Origin of the sequence: Marinobacter zhejiangensis, assembly GCF_900114775.1 — a bacterium.
Lineage (GTDB): Bacteria > Pseudomonadota > Gammaproteobacteria > Pseudomonadales > Oleiphilaceae > Marinobacter > Marinobacter zhejiangensis.
The window spans coordinates 41,942-68,104 of record NZ_FOUE01000004.1; the positions used below are offsets into that span (position 1 = coordinate 41,942).

The following is a 26,163-nucleotide window of genomic DNA, read 5'->3' on the forward strand; positions in this document are numbered from 1 at the left end:
ATGACAAAAAACCGACCTTCAGGGTCGGTTTTTTTATTGCGCCGCAAATGAGAACCAGGTTACGTCAGCTTATCAAAAGCACTTGATACAATCGGCGAGCCGGCCACGGATGTTTGAACTCCGGCAGCACAACGATAACTTTAATAATTCATAAGGAACGGACGATGAACAAGGCCTTATCAACATTTCTTACTTCCTGCATGCTTTCCGCTGCGCTTGTGGCACCAGCCTCTGCACTGACGGTCAACGGCGTTGACGTACCTGACACATACGCGGCCCAGGATTCCGAATTGACCCTGAATGGCGCGGGAATCCGCTCCAAGTGGTTCCTGGATCTGTACATTGGTGGCCTGTACGTGCCAGAAAAAGCCAGTGATGCAACTGCCATCATCAATGCGGATGAACCTCAGGCGATCACCCTGCACATTATTTCAGGCATGATCACCAGCGAGAAAATGACCTCCGCCACGCTGGAAGGCTTTGAAAGTGCCACCGGAGGTGACCTGAGCGCTATTCAGAGCGACGTCGAGGCGTTCCTCAACGTCTTTGCTGAAGAGATCAAGGAAGGTGACGTCTTTGACCTGGTGTACCTGCCAGGGGAGGGGGTTCGCGTACTCAAGAATGGTGATGTTCGCGCGACCATCGGCGACCTGACATTCAAGAAGGCCCTGTTTGGCATCTGGTTGTCGGATAACCCTGCTCAGGAAGACCTGAAAGAAAAGATGCTGGGCCAGAGCTAATCCCCAGTTGATCTGAAACCGTCAGGCCTGTTGCCTTTGGGCGCAGGTTTGACGGCCTTCCTGAAAAACGGGATCAGTCGAGATAATCCCGCTTCTGCTTGAATTCACACAGATCTTCAATCAGGCATATGCCGCATTTGGGCTTACGGGCGGTGCAAGTGTAGCGGCCGTGCAGGATGAGCCAGTGGTGGGCATCCAGCAGGAACTCCTTGGGCACCAGTCGGACCAATCGCTTTTCCACCTCAAGGACATTCTTGCCAGGGGCGATACCGGTACGGTTCGACACCCGGAAAATGTGAGTGTCGACAGCCATTGCTGGTTGACCGAACGCGGTGTTCAGCACCACATTGGCGGTCTTTCGCCCCACACCGGGAAGCGCTTCCAGTGCCTCACGGGTATCGGGCACCACACTTCCGTGTTGTTCAATCAGAATACGGCAAGTCTTGATGACGTTTTCCGCCTTGCTGTTAAAGAGGCCGATGGTTTTGATGTACTCCTTCAGGCCATCGACGCCCAAGGCAAGGATGGCCTCCGGTGTGTTCGCCACTGGATACAGTTTATCCGTCGCCTTGTTTACTCCAACATCGGTGGCCTGAGCCGACAGAATAACCGCGATCAGCAGTTCAAACGGTGACGAGTAATTCAGCTCGGTGGTCGGGTTGGGGTTCGCCTCCCGCAGACGGGCAAAGATTTCGGTACGCTTCTGTTTGTTCATCGCTGACTGTTCCTCAGGAAACCTGGCCGGTTACCCGTACCCGTTTGCTGCCTGCCACGACAGGTGCTTTTTCCTGTGCGGCCTGACGCTGCTTGAGATGGTTATCGATACCATTCTTGATGGCGATGAGCAGCCCGAGCCCCACGAAGGCTCCGGGCGGAAGGATCATAAACAGCACGTCAGGATAATTTTCAAGCGGACGGATGGCCCAGTCAGCAGCCACGGGGCCTAGTAACAGGTCCATATCGGTAAACAGCGTGCCCTGGCCAACCAACTCCCGAAGTCCTCCGAGCACAACCAACACCGCAAGGAAGCCCAGCCCCATCATTGCACCATCAAGAACCGCAAGCAGCGGGGGGTTCTTGCAGGCAAAGGCATCTGCACGGCCAAGTATTGCGCAGTTGGTGACGATCAGCGGGATGAAGATACCGAGGATCTGGTAGAGCTCGTAGGTGTAGGCCTGCATCAGCAGCTCTGCGCAAGTCACGAAGGAGGCAATGATCATCACAAACGCCGGCAGTCGTACCGAGTCACCGACAAAGTTGCGGATCAGGGATACTGCGAGGTTTGAGCCCATAAGGACCAGCAGTGTTGCAAGTCCCAGGCCAATGGCGTTAACAACGGTACTGGTGACGGCGAGCAGCGGGCAGAGCCCAAGAACCTGCACCAGGGCCGGATTGTTGATCCAGAGACCATCCTTGATGATCTCAAGCGGGGTCTTGGTGGCCATGATCAGGGGGACTCCTGTGCGATTGAGGTACCCAGAGCGGCTGCCAGGTCTGCTTGGTGGGCATTGAGGTATAGCAGGGTGTTTTTCACCGCACCGGTCACCGCCTTGGGGGTGATGGTAGCGCCGGTAAACTGGTCGAATGCGCCCCCGTTCTTGGCGACAGCCCAACCGTCCAGGGTCGGGTTGTCGAGAGAGCGGCCATTAAAATCCAGCACCCAGTCGGACTTCTTAAGTTCGACCTTGTCGCCCAGTCCTGGAGTTTCTTTGTGGCTGGTCACACGGACGCCCAGCACCTCGCCTTCGGGAGAAACGCCCACTAGGAGGTGAATGTCTCCGGAGTAACCGTCGGGCGCTACGACTGGAAAAATGAGCCCGACCGGGGCGCCATCCAGGCGTGCCACCCAGGCGGTGAATGGCTCGGGGAAACGAAAGCGCTCATCGGCAGGTAACTGGACCGAATCGTTGAGCATGTCGTTGTTATGATGGCTTTGCGGAATGATTTCATACAGCGCCCGCGCTTCAGCCCGGGCCATCTGGTCCTGGATGCGTTCAGCGGTCAGGGATTGGGTAACGGCAATGGTGCCGCCGGTGAAGATCGCGAAGAGCCCGAGCCCAATGGCACTGCGTCGAATTGACTGTCCTAGAGCTGCCATGGCTTATCCCTGGTTCCTGGTCGGTATGCCCCGGCGGGCCTTGTGGTGGCCATAGGTGCGCGGGGGGGTGTAATGGTCGATGAAGGGAACGGCAAAGTTCATCAGCAACACGGCAAACGCAACGGCATCGGGGTAATTGCCCCAGGTCCGGATCAAGTACACCAGAATGCCAATACCCGCGCCGTAGATCAGTTTGCCCTGATTGCTGGTGGCCGCAGACACCGGGTCGGTGGCGATAAAGAAAGCGCCGAGCATGGTGCCTCCCGCCAGCAGGTGGAGTGACAGGGGCGCATATTGGTCGGCATCGCTGCCAAAGGCCAGGCTCATGAAACCGAGGGCGGCCAGCATGCTGACCGGGATGTGCCAGCTGATGATCCGAAGCGCGAGCAACAGCAGTCCTCCGGCCAGGAAGCCGACATTGACCCATTCCCAGCCGAGGGCAATGCCATCGCCAAACACCGGAAGCACTGAGACTTCGTCGGCGGTATGGCTGACGATCTGGTGTTTGTAGGTATCCAGCGGGGTAGCGCCGGTAAAGGCATCGACGGCGGTGTGCTGGGCGGAGAAAATTGAGGTAAAGGTCTCACCGAGCGATGGTGCGTGCTCCCAAAGCAGGCCCGGTTGGGCCCAGTTGGTGGTCATGGCGACGGGGAAGGAAACCAGCACCAGTGCGTAACCCACCATCGCTGGGTTGAATGGGTTCGAGCCAAGACCGCCGTAGAGTTGCTTCGCGAGAACGATGGCGCTCAGTACGGCCACTGCGGATACCCACCAAGGGGCCAGCGGGGGGAGGGCGAGGCCGAGCAGCAGTCCGGTGACCGCTGCGGTATTGTCCTTCAGGAAAAAACTGACAGGGCGCCCGCGCAGTTTGAGCATCATCGCTTCGGCAACCAATGCAACCGAGACGCACCAAACGACGTTGATCAGGTTACCCCAGCCAAAGAACACGGTCTGGGCAAGCAGACCGGGTAATGTCGCCAGGATAACCCAGAGCATGACCCTGGATGTGGGCCTGGCTCCCCGGGCATGGGGTGAAGACTGTTGTAAAAGCGCCATGTGCGTTAGTGCCTGATCAAAGGGTTGCGACAAATCATCAATCGGTTGCCTGTGTTTCATTCGGGCGCTTGGCTTCGGCCAGGGCTGACTCCGCCCGCTCGACTCTGAGCTGGTTTTTTTCCACGGCACGCTGCAGTTTTTCCGCAGTGTCCGAGCCGCTCTCCCTGGCCTCGTCAAGCATCGCCTGCATGTTGTCGAGTTTTGCCTGGGCCTTGTCGAGCTGTTCTTGAAGCTCTGTGATGTCGGGAACGTTCTCGTTCACTGCTTCGACCGCCAGTGCTTCGGTCGTTTGTGTAGTGCCGTTGCTCGCTGGTACCACCGGTTGCTCGGCACCATTGGCTTCGGCCAAGGCTTCTTCCGCCCGCTGAACGCGCTCGCGGTTCTTGGCGACGGCCCGCTCCAGTTTTTCTGCGGTGTCGGAACCCGCTGCTCTCGCCTCGTCGAGAAGCCCCTGCATGTTGTCCAGTTTGGCGCGGGCTTTGTCGAGCTGGTCCTTCAAAGCATCAATGTCCGGCTGTTGCGCAGCAGCAGGCGCGGGCACTGGAGTTTCGGTTTTGGCCTTCTTGCGAGCGAGCGCTTCTTGCACCATGGCTGCTTTGGCGGAGCGGTCATCGCCGTCGGCTTGTTGTGCAGGCGCCGCCTCGGCGTTTGCCTTTTTCTGGGCCTGAGCTTCTGCGGCGGCACGCGCGCGCTCTTTGCGCTTGGCTTCCTTCTCGGCGGCCTCTCGTTCAAGCCTTGCCTGCCGGGCCTCGAACCGTTCCCTCGCTTTGTCGGCCTTCATCTGCTCGGCCTGTTGGGTGCGGATCTCGCCTTTGGCGTAGCGGTAGTACTGCACCAGGGGAATCGAGCTTGGGCAGACATAGCTACAGGCACCACACTCGATACAATCAAACAGGTTGATGTGTTCGGCTTTGTCGAACTCTTCTGCTTTGGCGTACCAGAAGAGTTGTTGGGGCAGCAAGTCCATGGGGCAGGCGTCGGCGCAACCGGCGCAGCGAATGCAAGGCTGTTCAGGGGCTGGGTCAGGAAGCTCACTGGCAGTAGCCGCAATGACGCAGTTGCTGGTCTTGATCACCGGGATACCGGTGTCACTCAGTGTGTAGCCCATCATCGGGCCACCCAGTACCAGTCGATGCAGCTGGTTGTTGTCGAGCCCGGCGCGTTCCAGCAGGTAGTTCACCGGGGTGCCTAGCAGTACCTCGACGTTGCCTGGTCTGGCAACCGCTTCACCGGTGATGGTGGTGACCCTGGAAATCAACGGCTCACCGTGAAAAATCGCCCGGCCAACGGCAATGGCGGTGCCAACGTTCTGACACATGACGCCGATATCCGCAGGGATACCACCGTGGGGGACTTCCATGCCGGTGAGGATCTGAACCAGCTGTTTCTCGCCCCCAGAGGGGTACTTGGTGGGAATGACCACTACTTCAATCTGGGTGCCCTGGCAGGCCGCTCGCACGGATGCTATGGCTTGAGGCTTGTTGTCTTCAATCGCAATGACACACCGTTCCGGACGGAGTATCCAGGCCATGACTTTCAGACCATCAATAATCTCTGCTGAGCGCTCCCGCATGACCATATCGTCTGCGGTGATGTACGGCTCACACTCCGCTCCGTTGAGGATCAGCGTGCTGACCTTGCGGTCCTTGGGCGGACGTAACTTGATGTTGGTAGGAAAGCCCGCTCCTCCCATCCCGGCGATACCGGCGTTGCGAATGGCGGCCAATACTTCATCACGGTCAAGACTTCGGTAGTCATCAATCGGGTTACGTTCGCACCAGGTCTCCTGCCCGTCTGGTTGCAACAGAATGCACCAATCACTCATACCAGATGGGTGTGGTACCGGATGCTGGCAAATCGCCTCAACGACACCGGATGTCGGAGCATGCACAGGAACGCCGACAGGGCCTTCGACCTGAGCCAGCAGCTGGCCTTTCAGTACGTGATCGCCGACAGAGACTATGGCTTGCGCCGGGGCACCAATGTGCTGCTGCAAGGGCAGCACGAGGCGATCGGGCAGGCCGGCAAATTCAATGGGGCGACTGGTAGAAAGTTCTTTTCGTTCAACCGGGTGGATGCCGCCAGGAAAGTCCCACAACTTGGTCATCAGGCGCGTACCTCTTGGCGGTCTGTGGCGATGATCTTGCTGGCGGGAGGAGCCCAGGTCCAGGTACGGATATCGGATTCTAGGGTGACCATATCAATGCAGTCGACGGGGCAGGGCTCAACACACAGGTCGCAGCCGGTGCATTCGCTTTCGATGACTGTGTGCATATGCTTCGCTGACCCAAGAATGGCATCCACTGGGCAAGCCTGGATGCACTTGGTGCAGCCAATACACTCGTCTTCGCGGATGACCGCAACCCGCTTTGCCTGCTCGATACCATGCTCGGCATCCAGAGGTTGGGGCTCTACGTCCAACAGGTCGGCGAGTGCCTTGATGGTGGTTTCTCCGCCGGGGGGGCACTTGTTGATGGCTTCGCCATCGGCGATCGCTTCGGCATAGGGCCGGCACCCGGGAAATCCGCATTGGCCGCACTGGGTCTGGGGCAGGAGGGCGTCAATTTCATCGACAATCGGGTTGCCCTCAACACGAAAGCGCTCGGCGGCAAACCCCAGCAAACCGCCAAACAGCACGGCCAGCAGAAGCAGCACGGCGACGGCAATCAAAATACTGGTCATCAGTCTTGTCCCTTGATCCTACACGCTGACCAGGCCGGTAAAGCCCAGGAACGCCAATGCCATCAACCCGGCGGTAATCATCCCAATCGAAGCGCCCCGGAAGGCTACGGGAACGTCGGCCACGGCAATGCGTTCACGCATCGCGGCAAACAGCACCAGCACCAGTGAGAATCCGGCGGCGGCACCAAAACCGTACAGGACTGACTCCAGGAAGTTGTTCTGCTTGTTAAGGTTCAGCAGCGCTACCCCAAGGACGGCGCAGTTTGTGGTGATGAGCGGCAGAAAAATTCCCAATACCCGGTACAACAGCGGGCTGGTTTTGCGAACAACCATCTCCGTAAACTGCACCACCACCGCAATCACCAGGATAAAGGTGATGGTCTTCAGGAAGCCCAGCCCGAGGGGAGCGAGCAGGTAGGTGTAGGCCAGATAACTGCACACCGACGCCAGGGTGAGGACGAATGTCGTGGCCAGGGACATGCCCATAGCCGTTTCCAGCTTCCCGGATACGCCCATGAAAGGGCATAACCCGAGAAACTGAACCAGGACAAAGTTATTGACCAGTATGGTGCTGACCAGGATCAGCAGGTATTCCGTCATCAAATCGAGCTCCGGCGGAACTTACATAATCCGCATGCCAGGGGTAGCACCTGAGTCCGGGGAAAGGATAAAAATTTCCTTGCCGCCCGGGCCGGCCGCCAGCACCATGCCTTCGGACATTCCAAACTTCATTTTCCGGGGTTTCAGGTTGGCGACCATCACCGTTAGTCGGCCTTCCAGATCTTCCGGTTTGTAGGCCGATTTGATGCCGGCAAACACATTGCGGTCACCATGGCCAATATCCAGGGTCAGGCGCAGCAGCTTATCAGCGCCTTCGACGTGTTCCGCTTTCACGATCCGGGCGACGCGAAGGTCGACTTTGGCGAAGTCGCCAAACTCTATCTCATCGGCAACCGGCTCGAGATTGGCTGTGGCGGCCGGTTTTGCGGTCTCCGTTGACACTTCTTCCTTGGAGGCTTCCAGCATTTTATCAATCTGCGGCATTTCAACGCGGCTCATCAGCGGCTTGAACTTGGCAATGCCGTGGTTTTCCAGCAGTTGGGCGCGGCTGTTCCAGTCCAGAGGGCTGTTGAGAAACGCCTCCGATGCTTCCGCAGTTTTCGGCAGCACCGGCGCCAGGTAGGTCATCAGCAGCCGGAACATGTTGATGGCATTGGTGCAGATGGCCTGGAGTTTGTCGTCCTGAGCTTCCTGCTTGGCGACCACCCACGGTTGCTCATCGTTGACATATTGATTGGCAATGTCTGCCAGTTCCATGACTTTACGCATGGCGCGACTGTATTCGCGGTTCTCGTAATACGTTTCAATTTCCTGGCCGGCTTCAATGAAGGCATTCAGCTTCTCGGTTTCCGTAACCTGTCCAAGCTGTCCTTCGAACCGCTTGGTGACGAAACCGGCGCTGCGGCTGGCGATATTGACCACTTTGCCCACCAGGTCAGAGTTCACCCGGGCGGCAAAGTCTTCCAGGTTCAGGTCCATGTCATCCACGCCGTTGCCGAGTTTGGCGGCGAAGTAATACCGCAGGTACTCCGGGTTCAGGTGATCCAGGTAGGTACGAGCCATGATGAAGGTGCCGCGAGACTTGGACATCTTCTTGCCGTTTACCGTAACGAAGCCGTGAGCCCAAACCGCGCTAGGGGTGCGGTAACCGGCACTGTGCAGCATGGAGGGCCAGAACAGGGCGTGGAAGTTGATGATGTCCTTGCCGATGAAGTGGTACACCTCGGCCTTGGAGTCGGCGTTCCAGAACCGGTCGAAGTCGATGCCTTCACGGTCGCACAGGTTCTTGAAGCTGGCGAGGTAGCCGATCGGGGCGTCGAGCCAGACATAGAAGTACTTGCCCGGCGCATCGGGAATCTCGAAACCGAAGTAGGGAGCATCGCGGCTGATGTCCCACTCCTGCAGGCCCGCATCCAGCCACTCTGCCAGTTTGTTGGCAATCTGTGGTTGCAGGGTGCCGCTACGGGTCCAGTTTTGCAGGAAGTCGGCAAATTCGGGCAGGCGGAAGAAGTAGTGCTCGGACTCCTTTTCCACCGGTGTGGCACCGGAAACCGCCGATTTCGGGTTGATCAGCTCAGCCGGCGTGTATGTGGCGCCACACACTTCACAGTTGTCACCGTACTGGTCTTCCGATTTGCACTTGGGACAGGTGCCCTTGATAAACCGGTCCGCCAGGAACATCTGCTTCTCAGGATCGTAGGCCTGGGTAATCTTGCGGGTGGCAATGTGGTTGTTTTCCTGCAGGCGCCGGTAGATATACTCCGAAAACGCCTTGTTCTCCTCTGAATGGGTAGAATGGTAGTTATCGAAGTGAATATGGAAGCCTGCAAAGTCGGCCTGGTGCTCCTGACGGATACGGTCGATCAGAGCCTCAGAGGTAATGCCTTCTCTTTCTGCCCGGAGCATAATAGCGGTGCCGTGGGCATCGTCGGCGCACACGTAATAACAGTTCTGACCACGCATTCGCTGGTAGCGGGCCCAGATGTCCGTCTGGATGTACTCCAACAGGTGGCCCAGGTGGATGGGGCCGTTGGCGTAGGGCAGGGCGCTGGTTACCAGGATGTCGCGCTGATTCTGTGCACTCGCTTGGGTCATGTTAAAAGTCCGAACCTTGATCAAGAATGGTTGTGGTCAGAAGCGGGCACAGATGATACCTTCCGGGCGGCAATTTTTCATCCGGAACGCCTTAATTTATCGAGTTTGAGGTGATGCCGGTCAAAATGGTGTGTTAGAGGCACACCCTTTGCGGAAATACCTGGTTTCAAATCCTGGAGAAAGGCATGAGCGAGATTTCACGGCAAGCCCTGGACGCAGCCATCAGAGAGTACAAGGACCCCTACCTGGAGCAGGACCTCTACGAACTTGAGGCGGTCAAATCGGTCTCGGTTGATGACAGTGGCAACGTTGAGGTTGTTGTTGAACTGCCTTACGCCTCTGAAGGTATTGCCGGTGCGTTGCGCCAGTTGGTGGGCAACGCGGTGGAGTTTGTCGATGGTGTTGAAGATGTGACTGTTACTGTGAGTCAGCGCATTCGTGCCCATCAGGCCCAGCGCGACCTGCAGTCCATTGCCGGGGTGAAGAACATCATTGCGGTGGCATCAGGTAAAGGTGGGGTTGGTAAATCCACCACGGCGGTGAATCTGGCGCTGGCGCTCAGCCAGGAGGGCGCCCGTGTCGGGATCCTGGATGCGGATATCTATGGCCCCAGTATTGGCATGATGCTGGGGATTGCAGAAGGTACCCGGCCTCAGACCCGGGACAACAAGTATTTTATCCCGGTTCAGGCACACGGCCTTCAGGCCATTTCCATGGCGTTCCTGGTAACGGATAAAACGCCGATGATCTGGCGCGGGCCCATGGTGAGTGGTGCGGTACAGCAGCTGCTGACTCAGACTCTTTGGGATGAACTGGACTACCTGGTGATCGATATGCCACCAGGGACCGGCGATATCCAGCTCACTCTGGCGCAGAAAGTGCCGGTGACCGGGGCGGTTATTGTAACCACGCCGCAGGACATTGCCTTGCTCGACTGCAAAAAAGGGATTGAGATGTTCCGCAAGGTGGATATTCCGGTGCTGGGTGTGGTCGAGAATATGAGTGTCCACATCTGCAGCAACTGCGGTCATGAAGAAGCCCTGTTCGGCCATGGTGGTGGCGAGCGGGTGGCAGAAGACTACAACACGGTGCTGCTGGGCCAGCTGCCGTTGCACCTGACCATCCGGGAGCAAACCGATAGCGGAAATCCGACCGTGGCGGCTGAGCCTGACTCGGAGGTTGGTCGGCGTTACCGGGATATTGCCCGCCGGGTAAGCGCCATCCTGTCGCAGCGCGAACGCAATCTCAGCGCCCCGATCCCGAGCATTTCCATCAGCGACGATTGATTTTGGCCTTGTCAGGCGCAGGAGGGTAAACTACTGCGCCAGATAACCTGACACCCGAATTCACCACGAGACAGAACCGATGAGCATAAAATCCGATAAGTGGATCCGCCGTATGTCCGAAACGGCTGGCATGATTGAACCTTTTGAAGCAGGCCAGGTACGGGAGTCAGAGAAAGGGCGGGTGATCTCTTACGGTACGTCCAGCTACGGCTACGATGTTCGTTGCAGCAGCGAATTCAAGATCTTCACGAATGTCCATTCGGCAACGGTCGACCCGAAGAACTTTGACGACAACAGCTTTGTCGATATAACCAGTGACGTCTGCATCATCCCGCCGAACTCGTTTGCCCTGGCGCGGACCGTCGAGTACTTCCGGATTCCCCGAAACGTACTGACCGTTTGCCTCGGTAAGTCCACCTATGCTCGCTGCGGTATCATCGTGAACGTGACGCCGCTTGAGCCTGAGTGGGAAGGTCACGTGACCCTGGAATTCTCCAATACCACCAACCTGCCAGCAAAGATCTACGCTAACGAAGGTGTTGCCCAGATGCTGTTCTTCGAATCGGATGAAGTCTGCGACACCAGTTACAAGGATCGTGGTGGCAAGTACCAGGGCCAGACTGGCGTGACGTTGCCGAAAACATGATGCGCGCTCTGTTGGCTTTGGGGAGGGGGTTGCAATGAATGCCAATCAGTTTTTCAAGGCGGTCGAACAATTGCAGGGCTGGCGGGAGACCACCTTCCTGCTGGCGCTGGCTGAGCGAGGCTTCCCGAACTACGCGCTTTTCGCTGAGGCTCTGGGCCTGAAGAGTGGCGCCAAGATGCGGCAGCTGCTGGATTTGTCGTGGGAGCAGTTGCAGGAACCGTCCGACGCGGTTATCCCTCAGCTGCTGACCAAGCTGGAGGCACTGAGCCCCGACGTGGACGCCTATGATGCCTACGGTGTGCATCCCGCCTTTGATTTCTGCCGACTATTGGAACAGGCGTTGCTCAGCCGACTGAATCCGGACCGGCACCGGGCCGGCGAAGCTGCGCAGTGGGCCACCGGTACGGTGATGTCGTTCATCGAAGTCTCCGAAGGTGAGGGCTTGGATGAGGATGAGCTGGTGCGGTTGCTGGACCAGCACCCGTTGATGAAAGACGATAAACAGTTTCAGCGGGAATTGGTGCTGTCCCTCAAGCGCCAGCGTGCACCGATGGATTCCTACCTTGATGAACTGAAGGCGTTGGCGGCAAACGACGGCGTCAGCAACATCGGTATCTCGCTTCAGGACTGATCCCCCCCTACACTCGAATAGGGGGCAGTTCCAATGACCTATTGATTTTCACCCGACAGCAACGGCCCAAAACCATGAAACTTTCTGCATTCGGCCGGAAATTTACCTCCGGCGCCGGTATTACTTCTTTGATGGAAGATCTCGGAAACGCGCTTGCTTCCGGGGACGACATGATCATGATGGGCGGTGGTAATCCCGGCCACATTCCGCAGGTCCAGGACCGTTTTTCTGAAATTCTGCAGGGGCTATCCGCGGATCAGGGCGCGGTACGCCGGCTGGTTGGGATCTATGACCCCCCTCAGGGTGAAAAGCAGTTCATCGCGGCGCTGGCTGACATGCTCAACCAGGAGTACGACTGGGGATTGAAGCCTGAGAATATCGCCTTGACCAACGGGAGTCAGGCGGCCTTCTTTATGCTGTTCAATATGTTTGGCGGCGATTACGGCGACGGGCGTCGTAAGCATATTCTGCTGCCGATGGCGCCAGAATATATCGGGTACGCCGATGCCGGTATCGAGTCAGGTCTGTTCAAGGCAGTGCGGCCGGAAATTACTTTTACCGGGGCTCATGAGTTCAAGTATCGGGTGGACTTTGATGCGGTGGAAGTCACCGGTGAAACCGGTGCCATTTGCGTATCCCGCCCCACCAATCCGACCGGCAATGTGGTGACCGATGAGGAGCTGGCCCGGCTTGAGGCGCTGGCGCGGTCCCATGATATTCCGCTCATTGTTGATGGTGCCTACGGGACGCCTTTCCCGAGCCTGCTGTTTGTTGATGCCACGCCACACTGGAATGACCAGATTGTCCTGTGTCTCAGTCTGTCGAAGCTGGGGCTGCCGGCGGCGCGAACCGGAATCGTCATTGCGGCAGAGCCGATCATTGAGGCGTTGTCGAGTGTGAATGCGATCATGAACCTCGCCACCGGCAGTTTTGGCGCGATGCTGGCTGAGCCGCTGGTGCGTAGCGGCGAGATTCTCTCCCTCAGCCGGGAAGTGGTCTGCCCGTTCTATAAGGGCAAGATGGAAAAGGCGGTGGCGGCGTTTTCCGAGGCCATGGGGGAACAGTGTCGTTGGTATGTGCATAAGCCGGAAGGCGCCATGTTTCTGTGGCTGTGGTTCCCGGAGCTTCCGATCAGTAGCCTGGAGCTCTATCAGCGCTTGAAGGCGCGTGGCGTATTGGTGGTTTCTGGGCACTATTTCTTTCCGGGGCTTCCGGAGGATGGCTGGCAGCATCGTGAGGAGTGCCTGCGGGTGACTTATTCTCAGGATGACGACCAGGTAGCCAGAGGGTTGCAGATTATTGCCGAGGAAGTTCAGGCCGTCTGGGCCGAAGCGGGGCAGTAACGCGCCCGCTTTGATCAGCCGTCCTGATTGAGGCTGGTATTTTCAATGTGAATTTCGTACGTGGTGCCGTCGGGCTCTCGCTGGGTCAGGCGGACCATCATGTGGTCCCACTCCGGGGCAAACCACATCAGTGTTTCCCGCTTGCTACCCTCGCTACGGACCTTCTCAACCTTAACGGTCCTGGCTTCCCCAAGGCGTGTGCTCAAGGTTTCTTCGCCTATAACTGCAAAGTGGTCTTCATCAAAGCGCCCCTTATCGATGACCTGGTAGGTCATCTCGGTCAGCCCGGCGCGAATATCCTGGTGCAACTGCAGCTGGTAGCCCAGCGGGTCCAGGCTGCCCTCCCTGAGTGGCAGGTTGAAGGTGCGGCCTTCATGGTCACCACGGGCGACGCCGTTGGTCCAGTCAAAGTCGATGGCGCGGGTCCGATCGCGAATGAATACGCCGGACAGTCTGTAGCGGTAACGCAACGGCTGTATCTGCTGCCCGTCCCAGCGGAAGATCACGCGTTCTTCAATGTCGGCTATAAAGGAATCGACATTGAAACGGTAGCTCCAGAGACCATCTTCCTGGCGCTGCAGTACCCGGGTTGCCTTGCCATCAATGGCAACACCTTTATCGAATGACGCCCGGAACGAAGCCGTGTAAGGAATGAGGTCGGGGTAATCCGAGCTGGCCTGGGGTATGGTATCGGGCGCCTGTTCTTCTGCGGCGCTGGCGATTAGCGGCATAACCAAGAAGAGACAGGCGGTGAGGGCTGCAAAGATTCCGTTAATCTGGCGTTCCACTGGCGGCATTCCAGAACTCCTGGCGCGAAATACGGATAACAATGATTATGTATTGCCCTGATTCTAGCTGGGTTTTGATTTATTGGTGTGACAAAACCGTTAGTTAGGAAATGTAACAGCTGGGTGAGAGGGAGTGGCCGCCAGGCTGGGCGGCCACAGGGCTAGTCGGCGGACAGGACCATGGGGCGGGGGATGGGGTGGCCATCAAAGCACGCCTGGTCACCCAATAGTTGCAGGCGTCCTTCGCAGAACCAGCGCAACACGATGGGGTAGAGGATGTGCTCCTTCGTTAGTACCTTGCCGGCCAGAGTTTCTGCCGTGTCATCACTGGCAATATTGACTTCGGCCTGGGCGATTACGGGGCCACCGTCCAGATCTTCTGTTACGAAATGGATGGAGACGCCATGTGTTTCGTCGCCTGCATCCAGAGCCCTTTGATGGGTGTTCAGGCCTGTGTATTTAGGCAGCAACGAAGGGTGGATGTTGAGCATGATGCCATGGAACGCCCTCACAAAGTCTGCAGTCAGGATGCGCATGAATCCTGCCAGTACCAGCACATCCGGGCTGTGACGCTCGATCTCGGCTTTGAGCGCGACATCGAAGCCTTCCCGCGAATCAAACAGGGTATGGTCCACGGTGAATGTTTCAATGCCGGCTTGCTTGGCCCGTTCCAGGGCATAGGCGTCGGGGCGGTTGCATCCGACGGCAACGATCTCCCCTGGGAAGTCCCTCTCCCGGGTCGCGTTAATCAATGCCTGAAGGTTGCTGCCGCTTCCGGAAACCAGTACCACGATTCGTGGCGTCGTGATGTCCTGGGCTGTCATCAGGCCAGGAACCCCGGTTCATAGCGAACGGCAGGCGCAGCGGCGGAATCGCTCTGGGTTTCAATAACGCCAACCTGCCAGGCGTTCTCGCCCATGCTGTTCAGTGCGTCGAGAGTCAGCTGGGTCTGGTTTGCCGGTACACAGATGATCATGCCAATGCCGCAGTTGAAGGTGCGGTACATTTCATTGCTTTCCACCCCGCCGGCGTCTTGCAGCCATTGGAACACTGGCGGCAGTGACCAGCTGGCGGTATCGATCACCGCACAGCTGCCCTTGGGCAATACGCGGGGGATGTTTTCTGGCAGACCGCCTCCGGTGATGTGGGACATTGCCCGGATATCGACTTCTTTACGCAGCTGCAGCAGGTTCTTGACGTAGATCCGGGTTGGCGCCATCAGGGCTTCCGCCAGCGTGACATTGCCTACTTTCTGGCCGAGATCTGCGCTGCTGACTTCCAGAATCTTGCGGATCAGGGAGTAGCCATTGGAGTGGGGGCCTGAGGAGCCCAGGGCAATCAGCGCGTCGCCTGACTCAACACGGGTGCCGTCAATGATTTCGCTGCGCTCCGCTACGCCTACGCAGAAGCCGGCCAGGTCGTAGTCATCACCTTCGTACATGCCAGGCATTTCAGCGGTTTCCCCACCGACAAGTGCACAACCCGAAAGTTCGCAGCCATTGCCAATACCAGCAACGACCTGAGCAGCAACGTCAACGTTCAGTTTGCCTGTGGCGTAATAGTCAAGGAAGAACAGGGGTTCAGCGCCACCCACCACCAGGTCATTAACGCACATGGCGACCAGGTCAATACCGATGGTGTCATGTTTGCCGAGCTGCATGGCAAGGCGCAGCTTGGTGCCGACCCCGTCGGTGCCGGAAACCAGTACTGGCTCCCTGTAGCCTGCCGGGATGGCGACGGTGGCTCCAAAACCACCCAATCCGCCGAGCACTTCCGGCCGGCGGGTACGTGCGGCGGTGTCCTTGATTCGATTGACGAGTTCATTTCCGGCATCGATGTCTACGCCAGCATCGCGGTAGGTGAGGGAGGGCTTCTTGTCGCTCATGGTATTGGAAACCGTTTTGGTCAGTGAGGTAAGCGCGGGATTTTAACAGGTGCGGAGAGGGGCTCCAAATGCAATTGACAGGTTTGCTACTCAGCGTAAGGGGGTTGGTGTATCCTATGCGCCATTAAACGGAACTCCAGGGTGCTCCATGCCAGGAATCGGTCGCTTGATCCAGCCAGTCATGTCAACAATGTATCGCTTTTCCCTCACTGTTTTACTGACCCTGCTCGGGTACGCCATGCCTGCTGCTGCGGTAACGGTCGACGGACTCTATTCCGTTGAAGTGCCAGTTGCCGGTTCGGCCCCCAGTCAGCTTAAGGGCGGTTACTCAGAGGGGCTGCGTCAGGTATTCCTGAGGGTGTCGGGCAGTAGCGATGTTCTGGCCCAGGAAGGTGTCGATGAGCTGCTGGGCAACGCTGAGTCGTTGCTGCAGTCATATCAGTTACTCCAAGGGGGCAATGGCACCCGTCTGAGAATGACTTTCGGTGCTGTTGGGGTCAATCAGGCGCTGTCGTCGATCAATGCGCCGGTATGGGGCGTCAACAGGCCACTTACACTGGCCTGGGTTGCCGTGCAGGACAGCTCCGGTCGCCGCCTGATCAGCCCGGAACAAGGCGGCGCTGGCTCCCAGCGCTGGTTGCAGGCTTTCCAGTCGGCGGCAGTGGGCCGAGGGCTGCCTCTGGCCTTCCCCCCCGCGGAACTGGCCGCTGATCGAGACCTGCTGTCGGAAGTCTGGGGGCAGTTCATGGAGCCTGTACGGGCGAAGTCCGATACTCTGGGGCATGATCTTTTGGCGGCGGTTCGAGTTAGCTTCGATCGCAACAGCTGGCGGGCATCGTGGACCGTAGAGGGCCGTGGGCTCGACACCGCTGACCGATCCGTCGAGGCGACATCGCCAGAGCAACTCGCCCAACGGGTTGTGGGTGCCTGGGCCGACCAGCTAGCTTCCCGTTATGCCATCACCGCCGGTGATGCGGGGGCTCTGCCCCAAGTTGATATCGTGCTTGATAATCTGGAATCGATGCCGGCATACGCCGCAGCGAAACGCGCTTTGGGTGCTCTGGCTCCAGTAGCCAGTGTCGGGCCGATCCGGGTGAATAAGCAGCAGGCGACTCTGCGAGTCGCGTTCTCCGGTGAGCTGAGCCAGCTGGAAGAGTACATTGCACTGGATCCACGCTTTGTCGCTGTTGAGCGCGGCGACGGAGTGACCATGATGACGGCGACCGTTGAAACATCCGAGTCTGAAGCCTCAGAGCCGCAGGATTCTGAGAATGCAGAACAGCCAGCAACCGAGGGCAGCAGTGCTGAGGAGTCGCCAGCCGCAATGTTCAGCTACCAGCCTTTGATGGTGCCTGCCGATGAAAGTGAGAAGGCGTTTGAGGCGCTGTATCCGGTTCTGCACTATCGCTGGCAGGCGCAGTAATGATAGGGCAACGCTAAGGGCTGTCGATCAACATGACCATTCAATGGTGGTGGATCCCCAACGCATTGACCTTTCTTCGGGTGATCCTGATCCTGCCCTTCGCAATTTTTCTCTGGCGCGAGAGCTACTGGCCGGCGTTGATTGTCTTTATCGCCGCGTCGGTATCTGACGCCTTTGACGGTTATTTAGCCCGCCGATTTAACTGGCGCTCCCGGCTTGGGGCCATTGCTGATCCGCTGGCCGACAAAGCGCTGCTGACCACCGCCTACCTTATGCTGACCCTGACCGGGGTTTTACCTGTGTGGCTGTTTGTGCTGGTGCTCGGGCGCGATTTGCTGATCGTGGTGGGCGCTCTTATCTATCACTATGGTGTCGGCCGTTTTGACATGCAGCCCAGTTTCCTGGGCAAGCTCAATACCCTGGTCCAGATTCTGGTGGTGTTGGCGATTATTGTCATGCTGAGCGGATTCCCGCTCCAGGACTGGGTCAGGGAAACCGGAATTGTACTGGTCGCCGCTTCGGCGGTGGCGAGCGGAATCCACTATGTCGTGGTATGGAGTACTCGTGCGTGGAGGGCAAAGCAACATTGAGTGGGCCCCAGATGACACTTGGCGTCAAGTTGAGGGACGACGCCCGGTTCGACAACTTTCATGGAGACCGAAATGCCGCGGCTGCAACTCGACTGCAGCAGGGCTTCCGTGATGCCGGCAGTATTCCGGTAACCGTGTTGTGTGGCGCATCCGACACGGGTAAAAGTCATTTGCTTCAGGCTGCCTGTCATGAGACCGAGCGGCGCGGAAAAGAAGCGATCTGCGTCAGTATCGGAGAGTTGCTGCCATTTGGTGCTGAGGCGCTGACCGGATTGGAGCGAGCAGAGCTTGTTTGTCTGGATGACCTCGATCTGATTGCGGGCAAGCCGGACTGGGAAGAAGCGGTCTTCCATCTGTATAACCGGATCCTCGACCAGCGCCACCAGTTAATGGTCAGTCTCTCCAATGTTCCTGGGCACCTCCCATTTGGCTTGCGAGACCTGGTCTCCCGGCTTCAGCACGGTTTGTTGATTCAGCTCGGGATCTACAGAGATGAAGACCGGATGACGATTCTTCGGGCGCGTGCGGAGCAGCGGGGGTTGGTGCTGGCGGATGACGTGGCAACCTTCGTGTTGCGGCGGGCTCCCAGGAAGTTGGGCGAATTGTTGGCAATTCTGGATCGGCTGGATGAAAATTCCCTGCAGGCGCAGCGTAAGCTTACGATTCCCTTTATCAAAGATGTCATGGGTTGGTGATCGTCAGGCCTGGGCACACAATATAACGATAAACAAAGCCAGGTTCGTGACAGGCCTGGACATTCTGGAGAGTATCCCGAGGGCGATATGAGACGAGTGGTTTTTAATCAGAAGGGCGGTGTCGGTAAATCCAGTATCACCTGTAACCTGGCGGCGATCAGTGCTGCACGGGGCAAGCGTACGCTGGTGATTGATCTGGACCCACAGGGCAACTCCACCCATTACCTGCTGGGAAAACCGGCCAGTGAGTTGCGGGACACCGTTGCTGATATGTTGGAGCAGACCGTGTCGTTCACGGTGTTCAACCGGCGGCCTGATGAATTCGTGCACGCCTCACCGTTTCCGAACCTCTTTGTTATGCCATCCAGCCCTGAGCTGGACTTCCTTGAGCGTAAGCTGGAAGCAAAGCACAAGATCTACAAGCTCCGGGAAGCGTTGAAGAAACTCGGTGAAACGTTTGATGCGATCTACATTGATACGGCGCCAGCGTTGAACTTCTACACCCGGTCCGCTCTGATTGCGGCACAGCGCTGCCTGATTCCATTCGACTGCGACGATTTCTCTCGCCAGGCACTTTACAATATCCTTAATGAAATCCGTGACCTGCAGGAAGATCATAATGACGAGCTGGTGGTTGAGGGGATCGTTGCCAACCAGTTTCAGCCTCGCGCAAGCCTGCCCAGGCGACTGGTGACAGAGCTGGTGGAGGAGGGGTTGCCGGTATTGCCGGTTCGCCTTTCTAGCTCGGTGAAGATGAAAGAGTCCCATCAAAGCCGCCAGCCCTTGATTCATATGGCTCCCAAGCACGCCCTTACCCAGCAGTACGAAAACCTGTTTAAAGTACTGCATGGCGAGCAGGTGGAGCTTGAGCCGTTGGCTGACTGATTTTCAGTCGCCCGTCACAATCCCGATAACTCAGGTAACCGGTCCATGGCGAACCAATCTCAAAAACTGAACGAAGTCGCAGAGTGCCTTTTACGGATTGAGGCGGAGCTCAGGCGCCTGGATGCCTGGGCTGAGGAGTTGCCATCCGAAGAAGCGTTGCAGAGCACGCAGCCTTTTGCGGTGGACACGCTCGACTTTACCCAGTGGCTTCAGTTCATTTTTTTGGCTCGAATGAAGGTACTGGTTGAGCTTGACCACCCGCTGCCGACTGTGTCTGGTATGGCGCCCATGGCCGAGGAGCATTTCCGGGGCCGTGGGGCTGATATGGGTAAGCTGCTTATTCGTGAGTTGGAGTTGATGGACCGGCTGTTGTCGGGCGCCTGAGGTTAGTCTGCTTCGTTCGGTGAATCGCTGTCGGTCAGTGTAATATCGAGCTGGGCGCGGGGTACCAGAGATTCGTTCCCGTTTACGCGCTGCAAAAGCTCCGGCAACTGATTGCTGGTCATGGGCTTGCAGTAGAAGTGGCCTTGCAGGAGGTGGCAGCCAGCTGAGCGCAGGAATGAGTCCTGATCTTCCGTTTCTACCCCAGTGGCGGCAACCGTGAGCGACAGTTGTCGTGCCAGGTTGACCAGCGTATGAATGATGGCCTGTGAGCTTTCGTCGTTAACCGCGTGGTGGAGCAGCTGCTGGTCAATCTTGACCTGATCAAACGGCAAATCCCTGAGCAGCTTCAGCGAAGAGAGCCCGCTGCCGAAGCGATCCAGCACAAGGCCGACCCCAATGGCTTTTAGTCGCCTGAGAGTTTCGCTGGCGTCGCTTCGGCTGTCCGACACTATCCGTTCATCAATTTCCAATAGCACCAGTGATGGGGCGAGCCGCGTATCTTTTAGGGTTTGGGTGAACAGGGCAGCCAGTTGAGGGTGGTTGTATTGCCGTGACGACAGGTTGATGCGAATGCTAATGGGCTTGTTGCTGATGGCTTGAATGGCGCGAGCCTGGAGGCAGGCATTCTGGCAGATCCATTCGCCAAGAGCCTGCATCTGACCGGTTTGTTCAGCAACGTCCAGGAAGTCCTCGGGGGTGAGCAGTCCTCGGCTCGGGTGGTGCCAGCGCAATAGGACTTCCAAGCCCTCTATGTGCCCCGTCCGCGCATCAAGTACGGGTTGGTAGTGCAGGTCGAGCTCCCCATTCCTGATTCCCTCGCGAAGCTCCTGTTCCAGAGTGATCTGGCGCAGCATTTCCCGGTTCATCTCTTCGGAGAAAAACTGAATGTTGTTGCGCCCTGCTTTTTTGGCCCGATACATGGCCATGTCTGCGTTCTTGAGGAGTTGTTCATAGCTGTCGGCATCGTTTGGTGCCAGGGTAATGCCGATGCTTGAGGTGATGATCAGCTCGCCGTTTGGCATGGATATGGGCTGCACCAACGCGTCCAGAATGGTTCGGGCAACCTTTTCACAGCCTTCTGCGCCGTTGACCTGATGCAGTAAGACCGCGAACTCGTCGCCTCCGAGCCGGCCGATGGTGTCTTCCTGCCGGACACAATTGCGCAGCCGTTGAGCCATCTCCTTAAGCAGCAGATCGCCAGCGTCGTGTCCGAGTGTGTCGTTGACTCGCTTGAAATGGTCAACATCAAGGCAGATCAGGGCGCAATGGTGATGGTGGCGTAGTGCGCTGCTGATGGCTTGTTTACAGCGGTCCTCAAACAACCGGCGGTTGGCGGTGTCCGTCAGCACATCATAGTGGGCGAGGTAGTAGAGCTGGCTCTGTGAATGGCGGATCTCAGTAATATCCTGGCCAATCATAATGACCCGACGCTGGTTCTCTTCGTATCCGGGCAGCCGGCTCAGGTTCCACAGGATGTGGTGGGTTTCCCCATTTAAACTCAGCACTTCTGTTTCGAGCGTGTCCTGACTCACGCCACTGCTGAACAGCTTGAGGATTTTCCACGCCAGCTCATCCTGGTGTTCGGCCTGGATGAATGCGTTCGCCAGGTTGCGGCCTATGGCATCGTCCCGACTGTATCCAAACAGTGCCTCGGAGGCGCTGTTCCACTGCCGGATAACGACCTGTTCATCCACAACAACAATTGGATTAGTGGCGGTTTCGAACAATGCCCGGTAATGGCGTGAAGAGCGTTGGAATGATTTTTCGGCCTGTTGGCGAACGAATATTTCGTCCTTTAGTTCAAAATTGGTGAGCTGAAGCTCCCGGGTCCGCTGGTCAACGATGTCTTCCAGTCCGTTTTCAATCTGTTCCCGGTCCCAAAGCAGAATCCGTACATAACAGGAAACGGCGGTAATCATTGTAATGAGTGCTTCGGCGAGAATGGCGCTTCCGTCAGCCGGGCTGTTTTCACCGACATTGAGAGAAAAGAACAACGCTGAGGCTCCGGCGATTGATATGCAGGCCATGGCGTCGGGGAGGCTGAAGCGGGTAGCTGCCCAAATGGTGACGGGGAATATGAGGTAAAGCGCCTGCATAGGGTTGTGGCTGGCCATGAGGAGCGCAAACATCAGACAGCTAAGCCAGGCGAGCCCCTCAAGCGACTGCTTTCTAAGGGTCTGGATCATTAGTAAGGGTTGAATGCACATGGCAACCGGCGCCACCAAAAGTACGCCTAGCATGTTGCTGAGCCAAAGGTGGGGCAGCACGCTACTGGGCGGCAAGGGATCATGGGCGGCCCAGCTCAGTTGTGCAATGTAGGGGAGGGCGGCGGCAAACCCGGCCAGGGTGACGGTGCCCAGAAACCAGAGGAAATCTGTGTAACGGTGTAAGGGGAGCTTGCCATTCCGGGATTGCCGGTAGGTCAGCCAGGCAACAAGCGACGGTATGAGTGTAAACAGGGCTGCGACCAGGAATGTCGACACTCCGGACTGAAGTGAGTCCGAGCATAGGCTGGCTGGAACCAGGGCCGCGCTCACGGTTCCAAGAATGACTGCGGGCAGGGCCTGCTTGCCATGGCGGAACAGCAGGCCAACCGCTAATCCGGCAGGAAACCAGGCCAGTGGGTAGGACAGTGTCCTATCGACAAAGGCAAGGCTACACAGTGCCAAAACGGCAAACAGGCTCGCCCTGCTAAGCAGGTACACTGGGCGATAGTCGTATTCCGGATCCTTTGATTCAAGCACGGCTTTCCTTACCTGTACTGTCTACGGCTGCGTCCCTGCGTTCTATGCCAGCCCGATCGTTCTGTCGAGATCAATAACGAAGATAACCCATGACCGCCTATGGATCTACGTAATTGGGTTGAGCCTCATGGATAGGTCAATGGCCTTGATATCTTTGGTCAGGGCGCCAATTGAAATATAGTCCACTCCGGTCTCCGCAACAGCGACCAGTGTGTTGGCGTTGATCCCGCCGGAAGCCTCCAGTTTGGAGCTGCCTTTGGCGAGTCCTACCGCGGTACGCATATCGTCCAGGCTGAACTCGTCGAGCATGATGATATCCGCGCCGGCGTCGAGAGCTTGGCGAAGTTCGTCCAGGCTTTCCGTTTCCACTTCCACCGGGCGTCCCGGTGCAATGCGATGAGCTGTTTCCACCGCCTTGGCAATGGAACCACAGGCCGCGATGTGGTTTTCCTTGATCAGGAATGCATCCCAAAGCCCAATTCTGTGATTGAAGCAGCCGCCGCAGGTGACGGCGTACTTTTCTGCCAGTCTCAGTCCTGGCAAGGTCTTTCGGGTGTCGAGCAATTTTACGCTGGTATGGGCGACCAACTGCGCATACCGGTGGCAGTTTGTGGCCACTCCGGACATCGACTGAAGCCAGTTCAGGGCCGCCCGCTCACCGGTTAGCAGGCTTCTTGCGTTGCCGGCGATGGTGAAGAGCACCTGGTTTGCGTTTACTTTATCGCCATCCTTTACCTGCCAGTTCAGTCGAACAGAGGGATCCACCTGATGAAACACTTCGTCGACCCATTGGGTGCCCGCAATCACCGCGTCTTCCCGCGTAATGACGCGACCATCGGTTACCCGGTCTGCCGGTATTAATGCAGCTGTGATGTCACCGCTGCCGATATCCTCGCGGAGGCTGTGAGCAACCGTTTCGATACGGGACTGGCGAAGGGATTCGGGAGATAGCATGGTCATGACGGTCCATTGGCGTATGGCAGGTTTGAATTGGGCGGTGATTTTACTGCCAGACGCCAATAACAACAAACTCAGGATGGGCGGCCTTTTTCTCCCAAGTGACAAAATACGTCACTTTTTGCGGCCTTGAGATACATGAAACGGCTGCAAAATGGTCGTGGTGATGCGAAATGTGATGTAAATTCGCTCTTCACAAAAGGTGACAAATCCTGACACAAGGTGACGCCGACAGAGACTATTATGTGCGGTGTGAGAATTTCATTGGTAATTACCGAAAGCGGGTTGGAGTAATCCCATGACACAGGGAAACAAGGTGGTGAATCTGCAGGCCCAGCGAGCGATGGGTCAGCCCAGCCTGCCTAGCGTATTGGTTCGGTTAAGGGACGTCTCCGGCAAAGGGCTGCGCAATGTCCTTACCCAGTTTTTTGACAGTTCCGACGATGCTCTGTTCAACCTGGCGGAAAAAGCGGGAACCAATCAGGATCAGGAAGCATTTTTTAATGCCATGCGGGAGTTGCGGCTGCGTCGCAAAAACATCACGGTGTCCATTCTCCAGTGCATGAGCCGCTCCTTTAATGAGGTTGGACGCTTTGACCCGGCCATCGGCGGGGATGAGCTGGAGGCATTCGATCAGGATTCGCTAACGTTGATGGATGATGCCGACCTGGAACAGAAGGTGGCCATCGACAACCTGACCGCCAAGCTCCGTACCCGAAATAAAGAAACGTTGGGACTGCTGGCTGCCCGGGTGCGCCACCTGCTACCCAATATCCAGCTGGAGGACCGTCAGATTCCTCTTAGCCCGGAAGTGATCTGCAGTGGGCTGTCAGAGGCCTGCGGCGACCTCGATATTGACATCCGGGCCAAACTGACGGTGCTCAAGCTGTTTGACCACTTGCTGACCAGCACCCTGGAAAAGCTGTATAGCGGCGCCAACCAGCTATTGGCCCAGGAGGGCGTTCTGCCCAATCTCAAACGACCTACACCTGCGTCCAGAACAGCCGAGCAGAGCACGGTGTACAGAAATCCGCCGATGGCATCCCGAAAGCCTGACAGCGCCGGTGTCCTGCCTGTCGATTCGCGAATAACAGAGGCGATGGCGTCGGCCAGAGGACAGGCAACGTTCTCTGAACTCAGTGCCTTGCTGCACCAGGAGGGTATTGGTGTTGCCGACGGTGGGGGTTCGGGGCGAGTGGAGCTCGACACCCATGGGCTGATGACCATGCTGAGTGATCTCCAGAAGCCTGCAGCTGAACTGCAGTCTCAGGCACCGGGTTCACTGTCTGAGCAGCTTAAGATTGTGCTGCACCCGGCGTCCGGGCAAGGCTATTCGGTCAGGCAGGTCGATAATGATGTCATTAACCTGGTGTCCATGCTGTTCGATTTTATTCTTGAGGATCGGCAGCTGGCCGCACCCATGAAAGCCCTGATTGCCCGGTTGCAGATTCCGGTGCTGAAAGTCGCCCTTGTCGACCAGGGCTTTTTCAATCGTGGCGGTCACCCCGCTCGCAAACTGCTCAATGAGCTGGCCCTCGCAGCGATTGGTTGGGTCGAGAAGCCTGAAGGTCAGCGGGACCCGCTGAAAGACAAGATTGAGTGGGTGGTTTGCAGCCTGCTCGATAACTTTTCTGACAACGTCGATTTGTTTGGTGAGTTGCTGGCTGACTTCAGCCGTTTCATGGATCTCGATCGGCGTCGCCGGGAACTGGTGGAGCAGCGTCTTAAAGATGCTGAAGAAGGCCGCGCCCTGCAAGAACGGGCCAAGACGGTTGTGGACGAGACGTTGGCAGAGGTTGTTGGGGATCGTGACCTGCCGGATGTGGTCCGTTCATTACTGAGCGAACCCTGGCGGAAATACCTGCAATGGTTAATCTTGCGTAAGGGCGATAACAGCCCGGAGTGGGCTGCGGCTGTGGAACTGAGTGGCCGCTTGGTATGGAGCGTGGCTCCGGCACCCTATGATGCCAATACCCGAACCGAGTTGCTGCGAGCCATCCCGGGGATCGTCGATGGGTTGCGTAAGGGTCTGCAAACAATCTCCTGGGACCCGTTTGCGACCGACAACACCATACGTGACCTTGAACTCGCGCATGTGGATGTGTTCCAGCAACTGGTCACCAGCAAAGCGGAAGTCGCCAGCACCGAAGCCGCGGTGGAAGCCGTCGCGCCTGAAGCTGCCACCCTCGAAACCAGCGTGTCAGACGCTGGTGATCCTGTCGGGGCTGAGGCGACGATGCCTGAAGGTGTTCCAGACCTCGCAGTAGCGCCCCTGGCGGCAGCAGGCGATAGCGCTGCTGAGGAAGTTGATGAGGCGTATGCGGCCTGGCTTTCCAAGGCGGACTCCCTGCCGGTCGGGTCGTGGGTTGAATTGCTGTCAGGTGACAACCGAGTGCGTTGTAAACTGGCAGCGTTTATCAAAGCGACCGGAAAGTTCATCTTCGTTAACCGGAGTGGGGCCAAGGTGGCTGAGCTGCATCGGGAGGAGCTGGCACGATCCCTGGCCGATGGCAAAATTTCGATGCTGGACGACGGTTTGATTTTCGACCGGGCATTGGAGTCCATCATCGATAACCTGAGGCACAGTCGTCGGGACTGATGCCTTGTGGCAGGGGCTGGTCGTCACTAGTAAGGCAGTTGCGAATGTGCTTCAATTTGAAGCATTAACCACTTGC

The 26,163-nt window shown here is 57.4% G+C and carries 24 protein-coding genes; 11 read left to right on the forward strand and 13 right to left on the reverse strand.

Going from position 1 to position 26,163, the window contains the following annotated elements:
• The first annotated feature begins 164 nt into the window (after nucleotides 1-164).
• Entirely contained in the window at nucleotides 165-740 is a 576-nt protein-coding gene (locus BMZ67_RS13030) for a chalcone isomerase family protein (RefSeq protein ID WP_092023368.1), read from the forward strand.
• A 73-nt stretch (nucleotides 741-813) separates the two neighbouring features.
• Here BMZ67_RS13030 and nth read toward each other — a convergent pair whose 3' ends face one another.
• Genes nth through metG form a run of 8 tightly spaced genes read right to left on the reverse strand, consistent with a single transcriptional unit; the run spans nucleotide 814 to nucleotide 9,231 of the window.
• On the reverse strand, nucleotides 814-1,455 hold the full coding sequence (nth, locus tag BMZ67_RS13035) for an endonuclease III (protein WP_092023369.1): 642 nt from the start codon (nucleotides 1,453-1,455) through the stop codon (nucleotides 814-816).
• A 13-nt stretch (nucleotides 1,456-1,468) separates the two neighbouring features.
• Nucleotides 1,469-2,185 (reverse strand): electron transport complex subunit E, encoded by a 717-nt coding sequence (locus tag BMZ67_RS13040; protein ID WP_092023371.1) that lies wholly within the window; start codon nucleotides 2,183-2,185, stop codon nucleotides 1,469-1,471.
• Between the two features lie 2 nt (nucleotides 2,186-2,187).
• Nucleotides 2,188-2,838 (reverse strand): electron transport complex subunit RsxG, encoded by a 651-nt coding sequence (gene rsxG, locus BMZ67_RS13045; protein WP_092023373.1) that lies wholly within the window; start codon nucleotides 2,836-2,838, stop codon nucleotides 2,188-2,190.
• 3 nt (nucleotides 2,839-2,841) lie between these two features.
• Entirely contained in the window at nucleotides 2,842-3,894 is a 1,053-nt protein-coding gene (rsxD, locus tag BMZ67_RS13050; RefSeq protein WP_092023375.1) for an electron transport complex subunit RsxD, read from the reverse strand.
• Between the two features lie 37 nt (nucleotides 3,895-3,931).
• Nucleotides 3,932-6,001: an electron transport complex subunit RsxC gene (rsxC, locus tag BMZ67_RS13055; RefSeq protein ID WP_092023377.1), complete on the reverse strand. Its 2,070-nt coding sequence runs from the start codon at nucleotides 5,999-6,001 to the stop codon at nucleotides 3,932-3,934.
• The gene (gene rsxB / locus BMZ67_RS13060; RefSeq protein WP_245749976.1) at nucleotides 6,001-6,576 is read right to left on the reverse strand and encodes an electron transport complex subunit RsxB; all 576 of its coding nucleotides are present in this window, start codon (nucleotides 6,574-6,576) and stop codon (nucleotides 6,001-6,003) included. The genes rsxC and rsxB overlap by 1 nt, the downstream gene beginning before the upstream one ends.
• An 18-nt stretch (nucleotides 6,577-6,594) precedes the next feature.
• Nucleotides 6,595-7,176, reverse strand: coding sequence for an electron transport complex subunit RsxA (rsxA, locus tag BMZ67_RS13065; protein ID WP_092023381.1), 582 nt, complete (start codon nucleotides 7,174-7,176; stop codon nucleotides 6,595-6,597).
• 21 nt (nucleotides 7,177-7,197) lie between these two features.
• Nucleotides 7,198-9,231, reverse strand: coding sequence for a methionine--tRNA ligase (gene metG, locus BMZ67_RS13070; protein WP_092023383.1), 2,034 nt, complete (start codon nucleotides 9,229-9,231; stop codon nucleotides 7,198-7,200).
• A 185-nt stretch (nucleotides 9,232-9,416) separates the two neighbouring features.
• Here metG and apbC point away from each other — a divergent pair, with 185 nt between their 5' ends.
• The 4 genes from apbC (at nucleotide 9,417) to BMZ67_RS13090 (ending at nucleotide 13,137) form a co-directional block, all read left to right on the forward strand.
• On the forward strand, nucleotides 9,417-10,517 hold the full coding sequence (apbC, locus tag BMZ67_RS13075; protein WP_092023385.1) for an iron-sulfur cluster carrier protein ApbC: 1,101 nt from the start codon (nucleotides 9,417-9,419) through the stop codon (nucleotides 10,515-10,517).
• A gap of 79 nt (nucleotides 10,518-10,596) precedes the next feature.
• Complete coding sequence (gene dcd / locus BMZ67_RS13080) at nucleotides 10,597-11,163, forward strand: dCTP deaminase (protein ID WP_092023386.1); 567 nt, start codon at nucleotides 10,597-10,599, stop codon at nucleotides 11,161-11,163.
• Nucleotides 11,164-11,197: 34 nt separating this feature from the next.
• Nucleotides 11,198-11,794 carry a YjaG family protein gene (locus BMZ67_RS13085; RefSeq protein ID WP_092023390.1) on the forward strand — a complete coding sequence of 199 codons (597 nt, stop codon included), beginning with the start codon at nucleotides 11,198-11,200 and terminating at the stop codon, nucleotides 11,792-11,794.
• Nucleotides 11,795-11,868: 74 nt separating this feature from the next.
• A complete protein-coding gene (locus BMZ67_RS13090; RefSeq protein WP_092024125.1) occupies nucleotides 11,869-13,137 on the forward strand; it encodes a valine--pyruvate transaminase in 1,269 nt (422 codons plus the stop codon).
• Nucleotides 13,138-13,151: 14 nt separating this feature from the next.
• Here BMZ67_RS13090 and BMZ67_RS13095 read toward each other — a convergent pair whose 3' ends face one another.
• The 3 genes from BMZ67_RS13095 to purM all read right to left on the reverse strand — a co-directional run bounded on the left by BMZ67_RS13095 (nucleotide 13,152) and on the right by purM (nucleotide 15,810).
• Nucleotides 13,152-13,934 carry a DUF3108 domain-containing protein gene (locus tag BMZ67_RS13095; protein WP_092023392.1) on the reverse strand — a complete coding sequence of 261 codons (783 nt, stop codon included), beginning with the start codon at nucleotides 13,932-13,934 and terminating at the stop codon, nucleotides 13,152-13,154.
• A gap of 152 nt (nucleotides 13,935-14,086) precedes the next feature.
• Nucleotides 14,087-14,749: a phosphoribosylglycinamide formyltransferase gene (gene purN, locus BMZ67_RS13100; protein WP_092023394.1), complete on the reverse strand. Its 663-nt coding sequence runs from the start codon at nucleotides 14,747-14,749 to the stop codon at nucleotides 14,087-14,089.
• On the reverse strand, nucleotides 14,749-15,810 hold the full coding sequence (purM, locus tag BMZ67_RS13105) for a phosphoribosylformylglycinamidine cyclo-ligase (protein WP_092023396.1): 1,062 nt from the start codon (nucleotides 15,808-15,810) through the stop codon (nucleotides 14,749-14,751). Before purM ends, purN begins: the two co-directional genes overlap by 1 nt.
• A 148-nt stretch (nucleotides 15,811-15,958) precedes the next feature.
• Here purM and BMZ67_RS13110 point away from each other — a divergent pair, with 148 nt between their 5' ends.
• The 5 genes from BMZ67_RS13110 to BMZ67_RS13130 all read left to right on the forward strand — a co-directional run bounded on the left by BMZ67_RS13110 (nucleotide 15,959) and on the right by BMZ67_RS13130 (nucleotide 19,787).
• A complete protein-coding gene (locus BMZ67_RS13110) occupies nucleotides 15,959-17,233 on the forward strand; it encodes a DUF2066 domain-containing protein (protein WP_245749977.1) in 1,275 nt (424 codons plus the stop codon).
• 32 nt (nucleotides 17,234-17,265) lie between these two features.
• Nucleotides 17,266-17,823: a CDP-alcohol phosphatidyltransferase family protein gene (locus BMZ67_RS13115; RefSeq protein WP_092023403.1), complete on the forward strand. Its 558-nt coding sequence runs from the start codon at nucleotides 17,266-17,268 to the stop codon at nucleotides 17,821-17,823.
• 11 nt (nucleotides 17,824-17,834) lie between these two features.
• Nucleotides 17,835-18,518, forward strand: a complete 684-nt coding sequence (gene hda, locus BMZ67_RS13120; RefSeq protein ID WP_245749978.1) for a DnaA regulatory inactivator Hda — start codon at nucleotides 17,835-17,837, stop codon at nucleotides 18,516-18,518.
• A gap of 87 nt (nucleotides 18,519-18,605) precedes the next feature.
• Nucleotides 18,606-19,403: a ParA family protein gene (locus tag BMZ67_RS13125; protein WP_092023405.1), complete on the forward strand. Its 798-nt coding sequence runs from the start codon at nucleotides 18,606-18,608 to the stop codon at nucleotides 19,401-19,403.
• 45 nt (nucleotides 19,404-19,448) lie between these two features.
• Nucleotides 19,449-19,787 (forward strand): YqcC family protein, encoded by a 339-nt coding sequence (locus BMZ67_RS13130; RefSeq protein ID WP_092023407.1) that lies wholly within the window; start codon nucleotides 19,449-19,451, stop codon nucleotides 19,785-19,787.
• 2 nt (nucleotides 19,788-19,789) lie between these two features.
• Here the strand turns inward: BMZ67_RS13130 and BMZ67_RS13135 are convergent, their stop codons facing one another.
• Nucleotides 19,790-22,531, reverse strand: coding sequence for a bifunctional diguanylate cyclase/phosphodiesterase (locus BMZ67_RS13135; protein ID WP_092023409.1), 2,742 nt, complete (start codon nucleotides 22,529-22,531; stop codon nucleotides 19,790-19,792).
• Between the two features lie 105 nt (nucleotides 22,532-22,636).
• Nucleotides 22,637-23,485 (reverse strand): carboxylating nicotinate-nucleotide diphosphorylase, encoded by an 849-nt coding sequence (gene nadC, locus BMZ67_RS13140; RefSeq protein WP_092024129.1) that lies wholly within the window; start codon nucleotides 23,483-23,485, stop codon nucleotides 22,637-22,639.
• A 301-nt stretch (nucleotides 23,486-23,786) separates the two neighbouring features.
• On the opposite strand from nadC, the gene BMZ67_RS13145 reads away from it, so the two are divergent.
• Complete coding sequence (locus BMZ67_RS13145) at nucleotides 23,787-26,087, forward strand: DUF1631 domain-containing protein (protein ID WP_092023411.1); 2,301 nt, start codon at nucleotides 23,787-23,789, stop codon at nucleotides 26,085-26,087.
• Nucleotides 26,088-26,163 lie beyond the last annotated feature (76 nt).

What these genes read in the sequence shown, in the direction of transcription:
- BMZ67_RS13030 (WP_092023368.1), top strand. Translation starts at nt 165, where the DNA reads ATGAACAAGGCCTTATCAACATTTCTTACTTCCTGCATGCTTTCCGCT.
- nth (WP_092023369.1), bottom strand. Translation starts at nt 1,455, where the DNA reads ATGAACAAACAGAAGCGTACCGAAATCTTTGCCCGTCTGCGGGAGGCG.
- BMZ67_RS13040 (WP_092023371.1), bottom strand. Translation starts at nt 2,185, where the DNA reads ATGGCCACCAAGACCCCGCTTGAGATCATCAAGGATGGTCTCTGGATC.
- rsxG (WP_092023373.1), bottom strand. Translation starts at nt 2,838, where the DNA reads ATGGCAGCTCTAGGACAGTCAATTCGACGCAGTGCCATTGGGCTCGGG.
- rsxD (WP_092023375.1), bottom strand. Translation starts at nt 3,894, where the DNA reads ATGGCGCTTTTACAACAGTCTTCACCCCATGCCCGGGGAGCCAGGCCC.
- rsxC (WP_092023377.1), bottom strand. Translation starts at nt 6,001, where the DNA reads ATGACCAAGTTGTGGGACTTTCCTGGCGGCATCCACCCGGTTGAACGA.
- rsxB (WP_245749976.1), bottom strand. Translation starts at nt 6,576, where the DNA reads ATGACCAGTATTTTGATTGCCGTCGCCGTGCTGCTTCTGCTGGCCGTG.
- rsxA (WP_092023381.1), bottom strand. Translation starts at nt 7,176, where the DNA reads ATGACGGAATACCTGCTGATCCTGGTCAGCACCATACTGGTCAATAAC.
- metG (WP_092023383.1), bottom strand. Translation starts at nt 9,231, where the DNA reads ATGACCCAAGCGAGTGCACAGAATCAGCGCGACATCCTGGTAACCAGC.
- apbC (WP_092023385.1), top strand. Translation starts at nt 9,417, where the DNA reads ATGAGCGAGATTTCACGGCAAGCCCTGGACGCAGCCATCAGAGAGTAC.
- dcd (WP_092023386.1), top strand. Translation starts at nt 10,597, where the DNA reads ATGAGCATAAAATCCGATAAGTGGATCCGCCGTATGTCCGAAACGGCT.
- BMZ67_RS13085 (WP_092023390.1), top strand. Translation starts at nt 11,198, where the DNA reads ATGAATGCCAATCAGTTTTTCAAGGCGGTCGAACAATTGCAGGGCTGG.
- BMZ67_RS13090 (WP_092024125.1), top strand. Translation starts at nt 11,869, where the DNA reads ATGAAACTTTCTGCATTCGGCCGGAAATTTACCTCCGGCGCCGGTATT.
- BMZ67_RS13095 (WP_092023392.1), bottom strand. Translation starts at nt 13,934, where the DNA reads ATGCCGCCAGTGGAACGCCAGATTAACGGAATCTTTGCAGCCCTCACC.
- purN (WP_092023394.1), bottom strand. Translation starts at nt 14,749, where the DNA reads ATGACAGCCCAGGACATCACGACGCCACGAATCGTGGTACTGGTTTCC.
- purM (WP_092023396.1), bottom strand. Translation starts at nt 15,810, where the DNA reads ATGAGCGACAAGAAGCCCTCCCTCACCTACCGCGATGCTGGCGTAGAC.
- BMZ67_RS13110 (WP_245749977.1), top strand. Translation starts at nt 15,959, where the DNA reads ATGCCAGGAATCGGTCGCTTGATCCAGCCAGTCATGTCAACAATGTAT.
- BMZ67_RS13115 (WP_092023403.1), top strand. Translation starts at nt 17,266, where the DNA reads ATGACCATTCAATGGTGGTGGATCCCCAACGCATTGACCTTTCTTCGG.
- hda (WP_245749978.1), top strand. Translation starts at nt 17,835, where the DNA reads ATGACACTTGGCGTCAAGTTGAGGGACGACGCCCGGTTCGACAACTTT.
- BMZ67_RS13125 (WP_092023405.1), top strand. Translation starts at nt 18,606, where the DNA reads ATGAGACGAGTGGTTTTTAATCAGAAGGGCGGTGTCGGTAAATCCAGT.
- BMZ67_RS13130 (WP_092023407.1), top strand. Translation starts at nt 19,449, where the DNA reads ATGGCGAACCAATCTCAAAAACTGAACGAAGTCGCAGAGTGCCTTTTA.
- nadC (WP_092024129.1), bottom strand. Translation starts at nt 23,485, where the DNA reads ATGCTATCTCCCGAATCCCTTCGCCAGTCCCGTATCGAAACGGTTGCT.
- BMZ67_RS13145 (WP_092023411.1), top strand. Translation starts at nt 23,787, where the DNA reads ATGACACAGGGAAACAAGGTGGTGAATCTGCAGGCCCAGCGAGCGATG.